The organism is Streptomyces cinnamoneus, from assembly GCF_014650495.1.
Classification (GTDB): domain Bacteria; phylum Actinomycetota; class Actinomycetes; order Streptomycetales; family Streptomycetaceae; genus Streptomyces; species Streptomyces cinnamoneus.
Window position 1 is genome coordinate 210,073 of sequence record NZ_BMVB01000008.1, and the last position, 16,855, is coordinate 226,927.

The window sequence follows — 16,855 nt, forward strand, 5'->3', positions numbered from 1 at the left end:
TCACAGATGGCGCAGGAAGTACGCGGAGTCATCGCACCGGGCAAGAACGAGCCGGTCCGCATCGAGACGATCCTCGTGCCGGATCCGGGGCCCGGCGAGGCCGTGGTGAAGATCCAGGCGTGCGGTGTCTGCCACACCGACCTGCACTACAAGCAGGGCGGCATCAACGACGACTTCCCCTTCCTCCTCGGCCACGAGGCGGCGGGCGTCGTCGAGGCCGTCGGCGAGGGCGTCAGCGAGGTGGCCCCCGGCGACTTCGTCGTCCTGAACTGGCGGGCCGTCTGCGGCCAGTGCCGGGCCTGCCTGCGCGGTCGGCCCCAGTACTGCTTCAACACGCACAACGCGAAGCAGAAGATGACGCTCAAGGACGGCACGGAGCTCTCGCCCGCGCTCGGCATCGGCGCGTTCGCCGAGAAGACGCTCGTCGCGGCCGGGCAGTGCACCAAGGTCGACCCCGCCGTCTCCCCGGCGGTGGCCGGGCTGCTCGGCTGCGGCGTCATGGCCGGCATCGGCGCCGCGATCAACACCGGCGGCGTCGGCCGCGGTGACTCCGTCGCCGTCATCGGCTGCGGCGGCGTCGGCGACGCCGCGATCGCCGGCTCCCGCCTCGCGGGCGCGGCGCGGATCATCGCCGTCGACGTCGACGACCGCAAGCTGGAGATGGCACGCGGCATGGGCGCCACCCACACCGTCAACTCGCGGACGACCGACCCGGTCGAGGCGATCCGCGAGCTGACCGGCGGCTTCGGTGCGGACGTCGTCATCGAGGCGGTCGGCCGGCCCGAGACGTACGAGCAGGCGTTCTACGCGCGCGACCTGGCGGGGACGGTCGTCCTGGTCGGCGTGCCGACGCCGGACATGAAGATCGAGCTGCCGCTGCTGGACGTGTTCGGACGGGGCGGCGCCCTCAAGTCCTCCTGGTACGGCGACTGTCTGCCCTCGCGCGACTTCCCGATGCTGATCGACCTGCACCAGCAGGGGCGGTTGGACCTCGGGGCGTTCGTGACCGAGACGATCGGGCTGGGCGACGTGGAGAAGGCGTTCGAGCGGATGCACGCCGGGGACGTGCTGCGGTCGGTGGTGGTGTTCTAGCCCTCGCCCCGGTCCTTTTCCCGAGCTCGAAACGGGTGTTCTGCGGACGAGGCCCCGCCCGGCGCACGACCAGGCGGGGCACGGGCCGGATCAGGCCCCGGGTGCCAGGGCGCGTACAAGGAGCGTGCCGGTCTTCCAGCCGTCGGGCGGGGCGATCTCGTTCGCCAGGGGGTGGCGGAACCCGTGCTGCTTCAGTCGGCCGGCCCACATCTGCGGGGTGTAGTCCCAGCGCTTGACGACGAGCGGGTTCGGGTCGTCGGCCTGATTGATGTAGGACGCCTGGCAGCCGTAGCAGCCTTCGACCGCAGGCCGCTGGGAGAAGGCCAGCACCCCGCCGGGCTTCAGAACCTGACGGACGGCGGCGAGTATCTGGTCCGGGTCGGTGAACCAGACGGCGCCGAAGACGGAGTACACGGCATCGAAGCGCTCGGCGGTCTCGCTCATGAAGTCGACCGCGCCGCGCTGGTGCAGTTCCAGGCCCGGCAGGTCGCCCCAGCGCTCGCGGGCGGCGTCCAGCTGGACGGGCGAGACATCGACGCCGACGGCCCGGTGTCCGAGGGTGGCGACGTGGGCGAGGTTGCCACCGGCGCCGCACCCGAGCTCAAGGACCGATGCCTTCTCGGCCCCACCCAGGACTTCGACGCCGGGGCCGTGGTCGGGGTACTGGGTCCAGTTGAACCAGGTGCTCTCGCCGTTGGCGTTCTTCTCCCGCCGGCCGCCGGGCTTCCTGCGGGCGTAGGCGTCCCATGCGACGGTGTCGCTCACGCGCTTCTCCTCGTGCGCCAAGAGGGGTGGCCGGCCGCACCGTACGGTACGGCCGGCCAGGGGTGTGACGGGACTCAATCGGCGGGGGCGGTGTTGTGCTTCGGACTGTTGTGGCAGTTGGCGTGGCACTGAGAGCAGGTGGCGATGTCCAGCTCCGGCCAGAACTCCAGGTCGACCGCGTATCCCGCCTCCTGGATGGCTTCCACCGTCCGGGCTCGCAACCCCTTGCCACCACCGTGTTCGTCCCGGTCGAGGAAGCCGGGCTGGTGGTGGACGAACTTGCCGAACGTCCCCTGGCAGAAGTCGGCGTATGCCTTGGTGCGCAGCACGAACGCGTGCCAGAAGTCGTCCACCAGCGGGGACGGGCTCAGCGGCTTCTCGCTGGCGGCGCTGGCGGCCACGAACGCCAGCATCTGGCCCACACCCCGGCGGGCCGTGTCCGCCGGAATGTGCTCGTACTTGGCCCGTACGTCGGCGGCGATGGTCTCCCGCAGCTCCGCGCTGACCAGGGTTCCCGCGTCGACTACGGGGCGTTCCTCAACGAGGGTCACGGCCTTACCTCCTTGTCGGGCTCTGTTCGCTGTTTGCCATATCGACACGCTAGGGACGCGGACACGCGGACCCCAACAAGGTTCTACGAAGTTCCACACCGGTTAGCCCAGAGCGTCCACAGCGGAGGTGATGAGGGCGCGCGCCTTCGCGCCGTACACGGCGATGTCGGCGAATTCCCCGAACGCCTTCAGGTAATGGGCTATCTCGGTGGGCGCGGTCACGTTCACCTGCGCAGTCAGCAGTTCGACTTGTGCCATGTCTTCGTCGTACACGCTGAATGTCTCGATCATCCACATGCGCCGGGAGGCGGAGAAGGGGATGACCCCGAGCGAGACCGATGGGTAGGCCATCACTGACAGTAGATGGCCAAGCTGCCCCGCCATCGTTTCGGCGTCCCCGACACGGTGGCGCAGGACTGATTCCTCCACCAGCAGCGCGAAACGGTGGTTGCCCTCGCGGACCACATGCGACCGGGCCAGGCGCGCCTCGACGGCTTCGGCGACATCGTCGGGAGTGCCGTGGAAATCCGTGATCGCACTCATGAGCGCCGTGGCATAGGCGTGGGTCTGGAGCACGCCCGGAATGACGTTCGAGCAGTAGATGCGGAACACCCGGGTGCGCTCGAAGAGAGGGACGTACGACTCCTGGAGCCTGCGCAACCCGGTGCGCTGAACCCGCCTCCATTCCACGTACATGTTGTCAGCGGAACGGGAGGCGGCGATCAGGTCCACGGCAACGTCATCCGCCCCGCACGCGGCGCACCAGGCACGAATGTCGGCGTCGGAGGGCGGCGTTACGGCGTTCTCCAGGCGCGACGCCTTGGAGGGGTACCAGCCTGCACGCCGAGCCACCTCCTTGGCCGTGAGCCCGGCGTCCTGACGGATCTCCCGGAGGCGGTCGGCAACGACCTTCCGGGCTGCCCGAACGCTGGATGAGGGAGGTGTGGACATCTCTGAAGGGGCCGATCAGATCCGGTACTCCTCATGGGGTGTCGCCCGATCCCACACGGCCTCGAAAGCGGTAGAGCACAGCTTCGCGGCCTCCGGGCGCTCGTCCAGCTCCGGCCCGGCGGATCCGCCATCCCCTGTGAAGTGGTTCCACATGATGACTCGATCGTCGAACAGCCAGAAATCATTGCCGGGGAGAGCGAGATCCGACGCTTTGCGCCGAGGCAACCAGCGCACCGACTCGCCTGCCGCAACGTTCTGGTAAGTGCAGCCGTGTTCGTACCGGATGTAGTCGCTCACCGGCTCCGATACGACCCGCGCCCGGCGGAACGCGACGCCGCGTGCCACCGCATCGCGCACCATCGTGTGAAAGTCGTTCCACCAGGTCTCCGGCTCGCTGGACGGGCGCCACCCATTCCGCCACGCCTCGAACTCGGCCACCTCTTCGCCAATGCCGTACGAGTCCCGCATTTCGAGGTGGACGGCCGAATGCCTCGTGTCGGCCAGCAGATCAGTGAACGCCAAGTCGGTCTGCGACATCGCATGCCTCCCGGATGGCGGGCACCATGCGGATCGGCAGCCTCACCACCGCTTCGGTTTCCGGAACGGGGCCCGACTCCCGGCACTGAGCCAACAAGGCGTCCCCGGCCTTCCAGCCCTGGATGACGATCTCCTGCGCCGCGTCGTCCACCCAGGCCGTGGGGCACTGGGTGCCGTTGGTGTTCGGGTCCTTCGCGATGAACAGTAGCGCCATGACAGCCTCCGTCGGCCTGCCGGTTCTACGGACGTCTACGAGGCTTGCCGCACCACACCCGTGCCGTCAAGGGGGCAACGTGCCAAGGGCGTTGAAGCACCGGCGGTCGGGCGGAGCCCGTTGCCGCCCAGGGCGGGCAGGGGAGAGACCCCTCAGCCCCGGCGCCCGCACCGTTTACGCGGGTGCCGGCCGCCCCTGTCTGCGACGGCCAGCAGAAGGCCGCCCAGAATCGACACGTTGCTGAAGAACGCCACCCGGTGCTGCATCCGTTTGCCCGGGTCCTGCTCCGCCCAGTACGCGTGGCCCGCCACCGTCGTCGGGACGAGGCTGGCCGCCAGGGCCAGGGCGCAGGTGCGGGGGAAGACCCCGAGGGCCAGCAGCGAGCCGGCGCCCACGTGCACGGCGCCGTTGATGCGCACCAGCGCCCGGGCGTCCCGCGGCAGCCCCGGGATCCGTTCCGCGAGGGCGAGCGCCACGGGGGCCGCCATGGCGGCGACCGCCTCCGGGTGCGCGACCGTGCGCAGGCCGCTGCTGACGAACGCCGAGGCGAGCAGCGGGCGGGCGACACTTCGGACGACTCTGACGACGGGCACCCCGGATGCGTTCCCGGCCCGCACGGGGAGGAATCCCCGTGCGGGGGACATTCACTCCGTGGGGTCGTCCCCCGTGCGGACCGGCTCGACCAGCACCGTGACGATGCGGTTGCGCCGTCCGGCGGCGGCCTCGGCCGTCAGCCGCAGGGCGGTGACGTCGGAGCCCTTGGCGTGCTCGGTCAGCGCGGCGAGCTCGACGTCCGCGGTGGCGCCGGCGATCGGGACACGGCCCAGGGACTTGGCCAGCAGGCCGCCCACGGTCTCCACGTCCTCGTCGTCGAACTCCTCCAGGTCGTAGAGCCGGCCCAGGTCGCCGAGGTCGAGGCGGGCGGTGACGCGGAAGCGGCCCTCGCCGAGCTCCTCGACGGGCGGCAGCTCGCGGTCGTACTCGTCGGTGATCTCGCCGACGATCTCTTCGAGGATGTCCTCGATGGTGACGATGCCGGCCGTGCCGCCGTACTCGTCGATGACGACCGCGCAGTGGTTGCGCTGCTGCTGCATCTCGCGCAGCAGGTCGCCCGCGTTCTTGGTGTCGGGGACGAAGACGGCGGGCCGCATGGCGGTGGAGACGAGCTCCGACTCGGCGTCGCGGCTGATGTGCGTCTTGCGGACGAGGTCCTTGAGGTAGACGATGCCGACCACGTCGTCCTCGTTCTCGCCGGTCACCGGGATGCGGGAGAAGCCGGAGCGCAGGGCGAGGGTGAGCGCCTGCCGGATGGTCTTGCCGCGTTCTATGACGATCAGGTCGGTGCGCGGCACCATCACCTCACGGACGAGGGTGTCGCCCAGCTCGAAGACGGAGTGCACCATGCGGCGCTCCTCGTCCTCGATGAGCGACTCCTTCTCCGCCAGGTCGACCATGGCCCGCAGCTCCGCCTCGGAGGCGAAGGGCCCCATGCGGAAGCCCTTGCCCGGGGTGAGGGCGTTGCCCAGGAGGATCAGCAGCCGGGGGACCGGGCCCAGGACGCGGGCCAGCGGCAGGAGAACGTACGCGGCCGCGGTGGCGGTGCCGATCGGGTGCTGGCGGCCGATGGTGCGCGGCGAGACGCCGACGGCCACGTAGGAGACGAGGACCATCACCCCGATGGCGACGGTCAGCGCCTGCCAGGTGGCGTCGAAGGACTCCAGGCACACGTAGGTGACGAAGACGCCCGCCGCCATCTCGCAGGCGACGCGGACGAGCAGCGCCAGATTGAGGTAGCGGGTGGGGTCGGAGGCGACGGCCGTCAGCCGGGCGCTGCCGCGCCGCCCCGCCCGGGCGGCCTCCTCGGCCCGGAACCTGCTGGTCCGGGCGAGGCCGGCCTCGGCGCAGGCGGCGAGCCAGGCGACGACGAGCAGCAGGACCGCGGCGGCGATCAGCTGGCCGGTCACGTGAACGTCGGGGCCGGGGAGGGCCCCTCGATGCCGCGCTCGGCGCGCCAGCCGTCGATGATCGCCGCCTGGAGGCCGAACATCTCGGCCTTCTCGTCGGGCTCCTCGTGGTCGTAGCCGAGGAGGTGCAGGACACCGTGGACGGTCAGGAGCTGCAGCTCCTCGTCCATGGAGTGCCCGGTCGGCGCCTCCTCGCCCTGCTTCTTGGCGACCTCCGGGCACAGGACGATGTCACCGAGGAGGCCCTGCGGGGGCTCGTCGTCGTCCTTGGCCGGCGGGCGCAGCTCGTCCATGGGGAAGGACATCACGTCGGTGGGGCCGGGGAGGTCCATCCACTGGATGTGCAGCTGCTCCATGGCTTCGGCGTCGACGACGATGACCGAGAGTTCGGAGAGCGGGTGGATGCGCATCCGGGTGAGGGCGTAGCGGGCGACGTCGAGGATCGCCTGCTCGTCGACCTCCGTGCCGGATTCGTTGTTGACGTCGATTGCCATCGTGGTTGCGCTTTACTTTCCGTTGCGGCTGTCGTACTGCTCGTACGCGTCGACAATACGTCCCACGAGCTTGTGCCGGACCACGTCGTTGCTGGTGAGCAGGGAGAAGTGGACGTCCTCGACGCCGTCGAGGATCTCCCGCACCTGGCGCAGACCGCTCTTGGTGCCGCCCGGCAGGTCGATCTGGGTGATGTCACCCGTGATCACGATCTTGGAGTCGAAGCCGAGCCGCGTCAGGAACATCTTCATCTGCTCGGGGCTGGTGTTCTGGGCCTCGTCGAGGATGATGAACGCGTCGTTGAGCGTGTTGTGCGTCAGCAGGTAGTCCTGCGTGACGTACAGCGAGTCCTCGGCCGCGACCTGGATGCAGACGGCCTCTTCGCGCCCCGCGGGCTCGATGGAATCGATGAAGCGCATCGGCCGCCCGCCGCCTCCGGCGGCCCGGTACGTGTCCAGCTTGCGGGACAGCCGGAAGGGCTCGATGCCCTCGGGGAGGCGGATGTCGACGACGTGCGCGTCGTGGCGGTGGTGGACCTCCCGGCCGTGTGCCCTGCCCGGCCTGCGGCCTTCGGCCGCCCGGCGGCGGGTGTAGGCGACACCGCCCAGCGACCGCACGAGCGAGACCACGTCGTCCCTCAGCAGGATCGAGGTGGTCGTGTACTGGATGCGGCACGTACGGCCGTCCTGCACGACCGGCCCGCCGTCGGCGTCCAGCAGTCCCTGGAGAACAGCCAGGCGGACCTCGGCGCAGTTGTGGAGGTAGTCGTCGGGGATGAACTTCGAGTGCGACCGGGTGCCGACAAGGTCCATCGCCCGGAGCATCCCGGTGACGGGGTTCTCCAAGGTGACCACGTCGCCGGGCGCCTTCTCCCGGTTCAGTGTGTAGTCAGCCCTGCTCCTCCAGCGCACCTTGACGCCCGGCAGGGCCTCCTCTAGGGCGGAGGCGAGCTCCGGGTCCTCCGTGGCGAACGAAGGCGTTGTACCGCCCGTGAGGCATCCGTCACCGAGAAGCAGGCCCAGGGCGTAGGGATCCATGGGGACCGCGCGCTCCGGGAAGCACACGGGCGCGGTGAGCAGCGGCAGCTCGTAACGGCGGGCGTGGGCGGCCCGCAGATTGCCGATCATGTCCTTGGTTTCCAGGACGCGCCACGGCTTGTCACGACGGCGGTCGGCGGCCGTGCGAACCGTCCACAAATGCTCACCACAGCACAGGGTCCAAGAGCCGTCCTGGGCAGTGACGCGGTAGATGTCCTTCTCGCCCTGCGGGTACACGCCGAGGACCGGGGTCGGCTCGCCATTCGACCCGATGACGAGGTCACCGACCTGGAGGTCCCCGATGGGACGCCAGCCATCCGGGGTAAGGACCTTGGTGAAGACGGGCTGGGCGCGGCCGCGCATGTAGGCCAGCGGCGCGACCTCGATCGTCCCGGCGGCCATCAGGCGCGGGATGGAGTCGGGGTCGAGCATGTCGTGCAGGGCGTCGTAGAGGGGGCGCAGGTACGGGTCGATCTTCTCGTAGAGCGTGCCGGGCAGGAAGCCGAGCCGCTCGCCCGCCTCGACGGCCGGCCGGGTCAGGATGATGCGGTTGACCTGCTTGGACTGCAGGGCCTGCACGGCCTTGGCCATGGCCAGGTAGGTCTTGCCGGTGCCGGCGGGGCCGATGCCGAAGACGACGGTGTGCTTGTCGATCGCGTCGACGTACCGCTTCTGGTTGAGCGTCTTGGGGCGGATGGTGCGGCCGCGGCTGGAGAGAATGTTCTGGGTGAGGACCTCGGCGGGCGTCTCGGCGCCCTTCTCCTCGTCCCTCAGCATGGCGATCGAGCGTTCCACCGCGTCCTCCGTCATCGGCGCACCCGTACGGAGCACCAGCATCATCTCGTCGAAAAGCCGCTGGACGAGGCGGACTTCCCGCTCGTCGCCCGTCGCGGTGACTTCGTTGCCCCGTACGTGGATGTCCGTCGACGGGAAGGCGTTCTCGATCACGCGCAGGAGGGCGTCCCCGGAGCCCAGGACCGTGACCATCGGGTGCTTGGCCGGGACGGTGAAACGGGCGGTCGCCTGCGGTCGTGTGGGTGTCTGCGTCATGGGCCGGCACTAGGGCCTGCTCATCCCCTCTTTTCCTGCATCCTCGGGCGGACAACCTTGGAATACCAAGGGTACGACGGTGCACCGACGAGCCCGAAGGCATTTACGGCCGGCGGAACCCCAGGGTGGGCAGGGCGCGGCGCAGGGGCCAGGGCCGGGTGGCGGCGGGCAGCAGGCCGTCGAGGAAGGCGTAGCGGCGCACGGTGGCCGCGGACTGGTCGTTGAAGGAGCGCACGTGCTGCCACCAGGCTGCGATCTCCACCCAGCCGGGCGCCGAGAGCGAGCCGCCGAATTCCTGTACGGACAGCGCCGAGGTCAGGCCCGCGAAGGCGAGCCGGTCGGCCAGCGGCCACTCGGCGAGGGTGCCGGTGACGAAGCCGGCGACGAAGACGTCCCCGGCGCCGGTGGGGTCCAGGGCCTCGACGACGATCGCGGGGACCTCGGCGCTCTCGCCCGTGCGGCCGTCCACGGCGTAGGCGCCGCGCTCCCCCATCGTCACCACGGCCAGCGGCACCTTGTCGGCCAGGGCGCGGGCGGCGGCGCGGGGGCAGTCGGTGCGGGTGTAGCGCATGGCTTCCTCGGCGTTCGGCAGGAACGCCTCGCAGTGCTCCAGGTCGGCCAGGTCGGCGGGGTCCCAGCGGCCGGTCTCGTCCCAGCCGACGTCGGCGAAGACCCGGCTGCCGCGGGCGGCGGCGCGGCCGATCCACTCCTCCTGCCGGCCCGGCACGAGCAGCGCCACGCAGGCCCGGGCCGGGGGCGGGCACTCGGGGGCGGGCTCCTCGGGCGGCGGCGCCTCGTGCCCGTGGGAGACCATGGTCCGCTCGCCCTCGTAGGCCATGGAGACGGTGACCGGGGAGTGCCAGCCGGGCACGGTCCGCGACAGGCTCAGGTCGATGCCCTCGCCGCGCGAGAGGGACTCCCAGCAGTATTCGCCGTACATGTCGTCGCCGAAGGCGGCGGCCAGCGAGGTGCGCAGGCCCAGCCGGGCCAGGGCGGTGGCCATGTTGGCGATGCCGCCCGGGCTGGAGCCCATGCCGCGGGCCCAGGACTCGGTGCCGCGCACGGGGGCCGAGTCCAGGCCGGTGAAGATGATGTCGAGGAAGACCGGTCCGGTGAGGTAGACGTCGGTCGCCGGGTCGTTCTCGGACCGCACCTCGGCGAGGGGGTCGAGGACGGGTGCCGCGCCCTCGAACCGGTCGTCGCGGACGCACGCGCCCCGGACCTGCTCGCCCTGGCCGTCTGCCTGCGCTGTCGTGCGTGACGAAGGGACCGACATGCTCGCTCGTAGCTCCTCTCAGGGATGCACGGGTGCGGGTCCGGCCAGTCTGCCCGATCCTGCGGTACGTTCCGGACCATGAGGCTGACGATTCTCGGCGGTGGCGGCTTCCGTGTGCCTCTGGTGCACCGGGCCCTGTTGGACGACGCCCGGCGCGACGCGCCGGGCCGCTGCACGGAACTCGTGCTGTACGACACCGATTCCAAGCGCATGAGAGTGATCGCGTCCGTGCTGGCTGCCCAGGCGGCCGGCGTGCCGGGCGCCCCGGCCGTGCGGATCGCCGACGGCCTGGACGACGCGTTGCGGGGCACCGACTTCGTCTTCTCCGCGATCCGGGTGGGCGGCACCGCGGGCCGGGTGCTGGACGAGCGCATCCCCCTCAGCGAGGGGGTGTTGGGCCAGGAGACCGTCGGCGCCGGCGGGGTGCTGTACGGGCTGCGCACGGTCCTGGTGGCGAGGGAGATCGCCCAGCGGGTCGCGGCGCTCGCCCCCGGCGCGTGGGTCATCAACTTCACCAACCCCGCGGGGATGGTGACGGAGGCGATGTCCGCCGTGCTCGGCGAGCGGGTGGTCGGCATCTGCGACTCGCCGGTGGGAATGGTGCGGCGCGCCGCGCAGGCGCTGCACCTCGACCCGGAACGGGTGACCTACGACTACGTGGGGCTCAATCACCTCGGGTGGCTGCGCTCCCTGACGCTCGACGGCGAGGAGCTGCTGCCGCGCCTGCTGGCGGACGACGACGCGCTGATGAAACTGGAGGAGGGCAAGCTCTTCGGCGGGGACTGGCTGCGGGCGCTGGGCGCCCTGCCCAACGAGTACCTGCACTACTACTACTTCCGCCGCGAGACGCTGCGTTCGGTGCAGGAGGCGGCGGAGACCCGCGGGGAGTTCCTCGACCAGCAGCAGAGCGACTTCTTCGCCGAGGCGGCGGCCGCCCCGCACCGCTCGTACGAGCTGTGGGAGCGCACCCGGCTCCAGCGCGAGGAGACCTACGGGGCCGCGAGCCGGGCGGCCAGTGGCGGCTGGCAGCGCGACTCCTGCGACCTGGACGGCGGGGGCTACGAGCGGGTGGCGCTGGCCTTCATGCGCGGCGTGGCCGAGAACGAGGGCGCGCGGCTGATCCTCGACGTCCGCAACGGCACCACCGTGCCGGCGCTCGCCCCGGACGCGATCATCGAAACGGTGTGCGTGGTGGACGCCGACGGCGCACGCCCACTGCCGTGCGCTCCCCTGCGGGAGGACCAGCTGGGCCTGATGCTGCAGCTCAAGGCGGTGGAACGGGCAACGATCCAGGCCGCGGTCCACGAGGACCACGCGGCGGCGCTGCGCGCCCTGGCCCTGCACCCCCTGGTCGACTCCCCGGCGGTGGCCGCCCGCATCCTGGCGAGGGCCCGGGGCTGAGCCTCCCTGCCGGGCGGGCCGGGAACACGAATTCCGGCCCGTCCGGACGCGCTTGAGGCCCAACTCCAGCGCGTCCGGGGCCGCTTGAGGCCCGGTTCCAGCCGTCTGGCGCGCTGGAGGACGGATTCCAGCCCGGTCGGCGCTTGAGGACGACGCGCGCAGCGCAGACCGGGGGCCGGGGGGCGCGACCGCCCGGCCGAATCCAGCCTGTCCGGTGCTTGAGGCCACCGCGCGCAGCGCGAACCGGGGCCCGGGGGCGGAGCCCCCGGTTTCGGGAAGGGGCGGGTAGGGGAAACGTCACCGCCCCGCAGCCGGGCGTCGCAGGCCCACCGTCACCAGTCCGGCCACCACCGCCACGACCGCGGCGTCCACCCCGAGGCCCAGCCTGATGCCACCCAGCGTGGCCTCGGCGAACGACGACCCCCCGTCCTCCAGCGCAGCCACCCGCGCCGACACCACCGCACTCAGCAGCGGAATGCCCACCGTCATGCCCACCTGCTGCGAGCTGGTCACCAGCCCGGTGGCCAGGCCCTGCTCCCCGTCCGGCAGACCCGACGTCGCCGTCACCCCGTACGCCACGACCGCCCACAGGTGCCCCACGCATCCCAGCGAGGCCGCCACCAGGGCCAGCCAGGCACCCGAGTCCGCGCCCACGCCCAGCAGCGCCGCCGTGAAGACGGCCTGTACGAGCAGGCCCCCGATCAGCGTGCGGCGCGCACCGAAGCGGGCGATGACCTTGGGGGCCGTCATCCCCGCGAGCGCCGCGAACACGCCCTGCACGCCGAAGATCAGTCCGGTGAGGCCGGCGGACAGCTCCAGCACCTCCTGCAGGTACAGCGTCAGCAGGAAGATGACCGTGCTCATCATCCCGAACGTCATCATCCCGGCCAGGTTCCCCCAGGCCACCGTCCGCCGCCGCAGCATTGGCAGGGACACCAGCGGCTCGGCCGCCCGGGACTCGACGACGGCGAACGCGACCAGCAGGACCACGCCCGCCACCAGCGTCACGACGACGTCCGTGCGGCCGAACCCCTGCTGGGCCGCCGTCGACAGGGCGTAGATCAGCGCCAGCAGGCCACCGGTCACGGTCACCGCACCCGGCACGTCCAGCCGCGGCCGGTCCGCACGCCGGGATTCCATCAGCAGGCCGGGCGCCGCCAGCAGGATGCCGCCGCCCGCCACCGCGAGCAGCCCCATGGTGGAGCGCCAGCCCAGCGAGTCCGTCATGACGCCGCCCAGCACCATGCCGATGGTGAAGCCCAGGGACATCAGCGTGCCGCTGATGCCCAGCGCCCGCTCGCGCTGCGGGCCCTCGGTGAAGGTCGTGGTGAGCAGCGACATGCCGGTCGGCACGATCATGGCCGCGCCCAGGCCCTGCAGCGCACGCCCGGCGAGGAGGGACGCCGGGTCCCAGGCCAGCGTGGCCAGCACGGAGGCCGCCGTGAACAGCGCCAGCCCGGACAGGAAGAGCCTGCGCCGCCCGTAGAGGTCGGCGAGCCGTCCGAAGAACAGCAGGAAGCCGCCCGACGGCAGGGCGAAGGCCGTGACCGCCCACTGCAGATCGGCCTGGCCCATGCCGAGGTCGTCACCGAGGGCGGGCAGGGCGACGTTGAGGATGGAGAAGTCGAGCGCGACGATGAACTGCGCCGCGCACAGCACCATCAGGATCAGCTTCGAGCGGGTGGACATGCGGGATCCGGCCGGCGCGGACGCCGCCGCCGGGGGTGCGGTCTGCGCCGCGGAGGTGCGGGAAGGGGATTCGATCGCCATGCGAACACCTTCGGCCGCCCGGAACACCCGTGGGGAGAACGTGTTTATGGTGGTGGTCGCACCACCAGCCACGAGGGGGAGAGTTGACGGTCGCACAGCGGGAAGGCGGCGCCAAGCCGCGCCGCCGCGAGGAGCTGCGCGAGTTCCTGATGAGCCGTCGGGCGCGGGTGTCCCCGGCCGAGGCCGGCCTGCCGGACGGCGGCCGTCGGCGCACGCCGGGGCTGCGCCGCGAGGAGGTCGCGGTCCTCGCCGGGGTGGGCGCGAGCTGGTACCAGTGGCTGGAGCAGGGGCGTGACATCACCGTCTCGGGGCAGGTCCTCGACGCCGTCGCCCGGGTCCTGCGGCTGGAGGGCCCCGAGCGCCGCCACCTCTACGTCCTGGCCGGCCTCAACCCCCCGCTGCCGGAGTCCTCGCACGACCCCGCGTACCTGTGCGACGCGATGCAGCGGCTCATCGACGGCTGGCTGCCCTCCCCGGCGCACATCATGGACCCGTACTGGAACCTGGTCGCCTACAACGAGGCGGCCGGCCACGTCCTGGGCTTCCGCCCGGAGACCCGGCAGAACTGCCTCATCGACTTCTTCGCCGATCCCGTCTACCGCTCGCGCGCGGCGAACTGGGAGCAGAACGCCCGGCACGTGGTCGCCACCTACCGCGCCGCCTGCTCGGAGCGCCCGGACGACGAGGGCTTCAAGGAGGTCGTGGCGGAGGTCTCCGCGGTGAGCCCGGAGTTCGTGGAGCTGTGGGCGCGCGGGGACGTCGAGCCCGGCGGCCTGATGGTCAAGGAGTTCCAGCACCCGCTCGTCGGCACCCTCTACCTGGAGAGCACCCAGCTGCGCGTGCCGGCCCGCCCGGACCTGACGATCGTGCTGCACAACCCCGTGGCGGACACGGGCACGGCCGCGAAGGTGCGGTGGCTCGGCTCGCCCGAGGGGCGTCGGGGCAGCATGTACTCCCTCGGCGGCCTGCTGGAGCGAGCCTCGGGCTGAGCGCCGCGGGGGGCCGGCCGCCGGGGCAGGGGCCGCGGGGGAGGGGCCCGCCAGGCGCAGGGGCCTGCTGGGCAGGGGAGCATGACGGCTGCGTGACGGCCGCATGAAGGCCACCCGGGTGCCTGCCGTGCGGCGGAGGGCGGCGCCTAAGCTCCGGGGTATGACGGAGACCCTGGACCCCGAGGACCGCAAGCTCATCACGCTTGCCCGTGCCGCCCGTGCCCGCAACGCCGTCCCGGAGGGCGCCGCCGTCCGGGACGAGACGGGCCGTACGTACGTCGCCGGGACCGTCGCACTCGACTCGCTGCGGCTGAGCGCGCTGCAGACGGCCGTGGCGATGGCCGTGGCCAGTGGCGCGAAGTCCCTGGAGGCGGCGGCGCTGGTCTCGGAGGCGGCCGCCGCCCAGGCCGAGGACCGCGCGGCCGTACGGGACCTGGGCGGCCCGGACACCCCGGTGCTGCTCGCCGGGCCGGACGGGACCGTGCGCGGCACGGTCGCCGCGGGCTGAGCGGGGCCCTTCCTTGGCACCACGGAACGGGACCGGGCCCGGCTTCACCCGGTTCATGCTGGTCATCGCGGCCGGCCTCACGGGCACTCTCGTCGTCGACCACTGGGTCTTCGGCGAGGACTTCGAGTGGGGGACGGCCGCCCTGCTGTGCATCCTGTGGCCGGAGGCGCTGACCGGCCTGTTGCGTCAGCGTGGGCGCCGGCGCGCCGCCGCCCGCATCGACGCCGCCGGGCAGTGGATCCCGTTCGCGGCGACCGCCGTCCTGTGGACCGGCCTCGTCCTCGGCTGGTCGCGTGGCGAGGGCACGAACTGGTGGCTCTTCGCGGGTGCCATGCTGCTGCCCGCCGCCGGGATCCTGAAGCTCGCCGCCTCACTGGCCGGGCGCCGCGCCCGGCGGGCCTGAGCGGGCGCCGCCCCCGCGGGCCGGACCGCGCTGGTCGGCGGCGGCCGGACGATCGGGGAGAATGTGAGGCATGGACAACGCCTCCTCCCCCTCCCAGGCCCCCCACCGCGCGGGCTTCGCGTGCTTCGTCGGCCGCCCCAACGCGGGCAAGTCGACCCTGACCAACGCACTGGTGGGGACGAAGGTCGCGATCACCTCCAACCGTCCGCAGACCACCCGCCACACCGTGCGCGGCATCGTGCACCGCCCGGACGCCCAGCTCGTCCTGGTCGACACCCCCGGTCTGCACAAGCCGCGCACGCTGCTCGGCGAGCGGCTCAACGACGTCGTGCGCACCACGTGGGCCGAGGTCGACGTGATCGGCTTCTGCCTGCCGGCCGACCAGAAGCTCGGCCCGGGCGACAAGTTCATCGCCAAGGAACTCGCGGGGATCAAGAAGACCCCGAAGATCGCGATCGTCACCAAGACGGACCTGGTCGACTCCAAGCAGCTCGCCGAGCAGCTGATCGCCATCCAGCAGCTGGGCGAGGAGCTCGGCATCCAGTGGGCGCAGATCGTGCCGGTCTCGGCCGTCGGCGACAAGCAGGTCTCCCTGCTGGCCGACCTGATCGCCCCGCTGCTGCCGGAGAGCCCGCCGCTCTACCCCGAGGGCGACCTCACCGACGAGCCCGAGCAGGTCATGGTCGCCGAGCTCATCCGCGAGGCGGCGCTGGAGGGCGTCCGCGACGAGCTGCCGCACTCGATCGCGGTGGTGGTCGAGGAGATGCTGCCGCGCGAGGATCGTCCCAAGGACAAGCCGCTGCTGGACATCCACGCCAACGTCTACATCGAGCGCCCCAGCCAGAAGGGCATCATCATCGGCCCCAAGGGCGCTCGCCTGAAGGAGGTCGGCATGAAGTCGCGCAAGCACATCGAGGCGTTGCTGGGCACGCCGGTCTACCTGGACCTGCACGTCAAGGTCGCCAAGGATTGGCAGCGCGACCCGAAGCAGCTGCGGAAGCTGGGCTTCTAGCCGGGCCGAAGCCGACGGCCGGAGGCCGGCGCAGCCGTCCGAAGCCTGTGAGGCCCCCGGGGGCCGAGCGGTGCGAGGGCGGCAGTGGGGAGAGGTCCCGAAGCAGCTGCGGAAGCTGGGCTTCTAGAACGTTCGGGGTGCGTCGGCGTCGGCGGGAGGTCGGCGGCGCCGCCCGAAGCCAGCGAAGCGCCCGCGAGGGCGGCCGGGAAAGAGGGGTATCGGCCCCAAGGGCGCTCGCCTGAAGGAGGTCGGCATGAAGTCGCGCAAGCACATCGAGGCGTTGCTGGGCACGCCGGTCTACCTGGACCTGCACGTCAAGGTCGCCAAGGATTGGCAGCGCGACCCGAAGCAGCTGCGGAAGCTGGGCTTCTAGCCGGGCCGAAGCCGACGGCCGGAGGCCGGCGCAGCCGTCCGAAGCCTGTGAGGCCCCCGGGGGCCGAGCGGTGCGAGGGCGGCAGTGGGGAGAGGTCCCGAAGCAGCTGCGGAAGCTGGGCTTCTAGCCGAGCCGAGCCGAGCCGAGCTGAGCCGAGCCGAAGCCGACGGCCGTACCCCGCCCCGCCCCCCCGCCCCCGCCTAGGCGCCTTCCTTCAGCACCGTGCGGATCAGTTCGCGCTGTTCGTCGGTGAGGTGCGGGTCTGCCAGGTGGACCGAGCGGCCGTCCACGTTGATCTCGTAGTGGAAGGCGTCCGGCACCCCCCTCGGGGGGCCCTCCCGGCCCGGCGCCAGGGCGCGGTGGGCCAGGGCCTCCAGGTGCGTGGCGTCGGGCCGGCCGCAGGTGTCCAGCTCGGCCCGGCGCTCGATGCCGGCGAAACCGCCCGTTCGGGTGATGACGATACGCATGAC

18 protein-coding genes and 1 pseudogene are annotated in these 16,855 nt (G+C 71.7%); 7 read left to right on the forward strand and 12 right to left on the reverse strand.

Going from position 1 to position 16,855, the window contains the following annotated elements; translation table 11 throughout:
- Positions 1 to 6: 6 nt before the first annotated feature.
- Positions 7 to 1,092: an S-(hydroxymethyl)mycothiol dehydrogenase gene (locus tag IE182_RS14580; protein ID WP_190110212.1), complete on the forward strand. Its 1,086-nt coding sequence runs from the start codon at positions 7 to 9 to the stop codon at positions 1,090 to 1,092.
- A gap of 90 nt (positions 1,093 to 1,182) precedes the next feature.
- Here the strand turns inward: IE182_RS14580 and IE182_RS14585 are convergent, their stop codons facing one another.
- The 10 genes from IE182_RS14585 to IE182_RS14630 form a co-directional block, all read right to left on the reverse strand.
- The gene (locus tag IE182_RS14585) at positions 1,183 to 1,857 is read right to left on the reverse strand and encodes a class I SAM-dependent methyltransferase (protein WP_190110213.1); all 675 of its coding nucleotides are present in this window, start codon (positions 1,855 to 1,857) and stop codon (positions 1,183 to 1,185) included.
- A gap of 74 nt (positions 1,858 to 1,931) precedes the next feature.
- Positions 1,932 to 2,408 carry a glycine-rich domain-containing protein gene (locus IE182_RS14590; protein ID WP_190110214.1) on the reverse strand — a complete coding sequence of 159 codons (477 nt, stop codon included), beginning with the start codon at positions 2,406 to 2,408 and terminating at the stop codon, positions 1,932 to 1,934.
- A gap of 102 nt (positions 2,409 to 2,510) precedes the next feature.
- On the reverse strand, positions 2,511 to 3,359 hold the full coding sequence (locus tag IE182_RS14595; RefSeq protein ID WP_190110215.1) for a helix-turn-helix domain-containing protein: 849 nt from the start codon (positions 3,357 to 3,359) through the stop codon (positions 2,511 to 2,513).
- Between the two features lie 15 nt (positions 3,360 to 3,374).
- Positions 3,375 to 3,896, reverse strand: a complete 522-nt coding sequence (locus tag IE182_RS14600; RefSeq protein ID WP_190110216.1) for a DUF6879 family protein — start codon at positions 3,894 to 3,896, stop codon at positions 3,375 to 3,377.
- The gene (locus IE182_RS14605; protein WP_190110217.1) at positions 3,868 to 4,110 is read right to left on the reverse strand and encodes a hypothetical protein; all 243 of its coding nucleotides are present in this window, start codon (positions 4,108 to 4,110) and stop codon (positions 3,868 to 3,870) included. Before IE182_RS14605 ends, IE182_RS14600 begins: the two co-directional genes overlap by 29 nt.
- Positions 4,111 to 4,262: 152 nt before the next feature.
- Complete coding sequence (locus tag IE182_RS14610) at positions 4,263 to 4,703, reverse strand: DoxX family membrane protein (protein ID WP_229844809.1); 441 nt, start codon at positions 4,701 to 4,703, stop codon at positions 4,263 to 4,265.
- Positions 4,704 to 4,754: 51 nt separating this feature from the next.
- The gene (locus tag IE182_RS14615) at positions 4,755 to 6,074 is read right to left on the reverse strand and encodes a hemolysin family protein (RefSeq protein WP_190110219.1); all 1,320 of its coding nucleotides are present in this window, start codon (positions 6,072 to 6,074) and stop codon (positions 4,755 to 4,757) included.
- A complete protein-coding gene (gene ybeY / locus IE182_RS14620) occupies positions 6,071 to 6,568 on the reverse strand; it encodes an rRNA maturation RNase YbeY (RefSeq protein WP_190110220.1) in 498 nt (165 codons plus the stop codon). Before ybeY ends, IE182_RS14615 begins: the two co-directional genes overlap by 4 nt.
- Positions 6,569 to 6,580: 12 nt before the next feature.
- Positions 6,581 to 8,653 (reverse strand): PhoH family protein, encoded by a 2,073-nt coding sequence (locus IE182_RS14625; protein WP_190110221.1) that lies wholly within the window; start codon positions 8,651 to 8,653, stop codon positions 6,581 to 6,583.
- Positions 8,654 to 8,756: 103 nt separating this feature from the next.
- Positions 8,757 to 9,929 (reverse strand): carbohydrate kinase family protein, encoded by a 1,173-nt coding sequence (locus tag IE182_RS14630; RefSeq protein ID WP_190110222.1) that lies wholly within the window; start codon positions 9,927 to 9,929, stop codon positions 8,757 to 8,759.
- Positions 9,930 to 10,007: 78 nt separating this feature from the next.
- Between IE182_RS14630 and IE182_RS14635 the strand changes: the two genes are divergently transcribed.
- The gene (locus tag IE182_RS14635) at positions 10,008 to 11,330 is read left to right on the forward strand and encodes a family 4 glycosyl hydrolase (RefSeq protein ID WP_190110223.1); all 1,323 of its coding nucleotides are present in this window, start codon (positions 10,008 to 10,010) and stop codon (positions 11,328 to 11,330) included.
- Between the two features lie 297 nt (positions 11,331 to 11,627).
- On the opposite strand, the gene IE182_RS14640 is transcribed toward IE182_RS14635, so the two are convergent.
- On the reverse strand, positions 11,628 to 13,100 hold the full coding sequence (locus IE182_RS14640; RefSeq protein WP_190110224.1) for an MFS transporter: 1,473 nt from the start codon (positions 13,098 to 13,100) through the stop codon (positions 11,628 to 11,630).
- A 149-nt stretch (positions 13,101 to 13,249) separates the two neighbouring features.
- Between IE182_RS14640 and IE182_RS14645 the strand changes: the two genes are divergently transcribed.
- The 5 genes and pseudogenes from IE182_RS14645 to IE182_RS14665 form a co-directional block, all read left to right on the forward strand.
- On the forward strand, positions 13,250 to 14,089 hold the full coding sequence (locus tag IE182_RS14645; RefSeq protein WP_190110357.1) for a helix-turn-helix transcriptional regulator: 840 nt from the start codon (positions 13,250 to 13,252) through the stop codon (positions 14,087 to 14,089).
- Between the two features lie 160 nt (positions 14,090 to 14,249).
- Entirely contained in the window at positions 14,250 to 14,597 is a 348-nt protein-coding gene (locus tag IE182_RS14650) for a cytidine deaminase-like protein (protein ID WP_190110225.1), read from the forward strand.
- Positions 14,598 to 14,610: 13 nt separating this feature from the next.
- Positions 14,611 to 15,000 carry a hypothetical protein gene (locus IE182_RS14655; protein ID WP_190110226.1) on the forward strand — a complete coding sequence of 130 codons (390 nt, stop codon included), beginning with the start codon at positions 14,611 to 14,613 and terminating at the stop codon, positions 14,998 to 15,000.
- Between the two features lie 70 nt (positions 15,001 to 15,070).
- Positions 15,071 to 16,012, forward strand: a complete 942-nt coding sequence (gene era / locus IE182_RS14660) for a GTPase Era (protein ID WP_071966590.1) — start codon at positions 15,071 to 15,073, stop codon at positions 16,010 to 16,012.
- Positions 16,013 to 16,178: 166 nt separating this feature from the next.
- Positions 16,179 to 16,385, forward strand: a pseudogene (locus tag IE182_RS14665) (KH domain-containing protein); the annotation flags it as partial.
- A gap of 200 nt (positions 16,386 to 16,585) precedes the next feature.
- On the opposite strand, the gene IE182_RS14670 reads toward IE182_RS14665, so the two are convergent.
- Positions 16,586 to 16,852 carry a protealysin inhibitor emfourin gene (locus tag IE182_RS14670; RefSeq protein WP_190110227.1) on the reverse strand — a complete coding sequence of 89 codons (267 nt, stop codon included), beginning with the start codon at positions 16,850 to 16,852 and terminating at the stop codon, positions 16,586 to 16,588.
- Between the last annotated feature and the right edge of the window lie 3 nt (positions 16,853 to 16,855).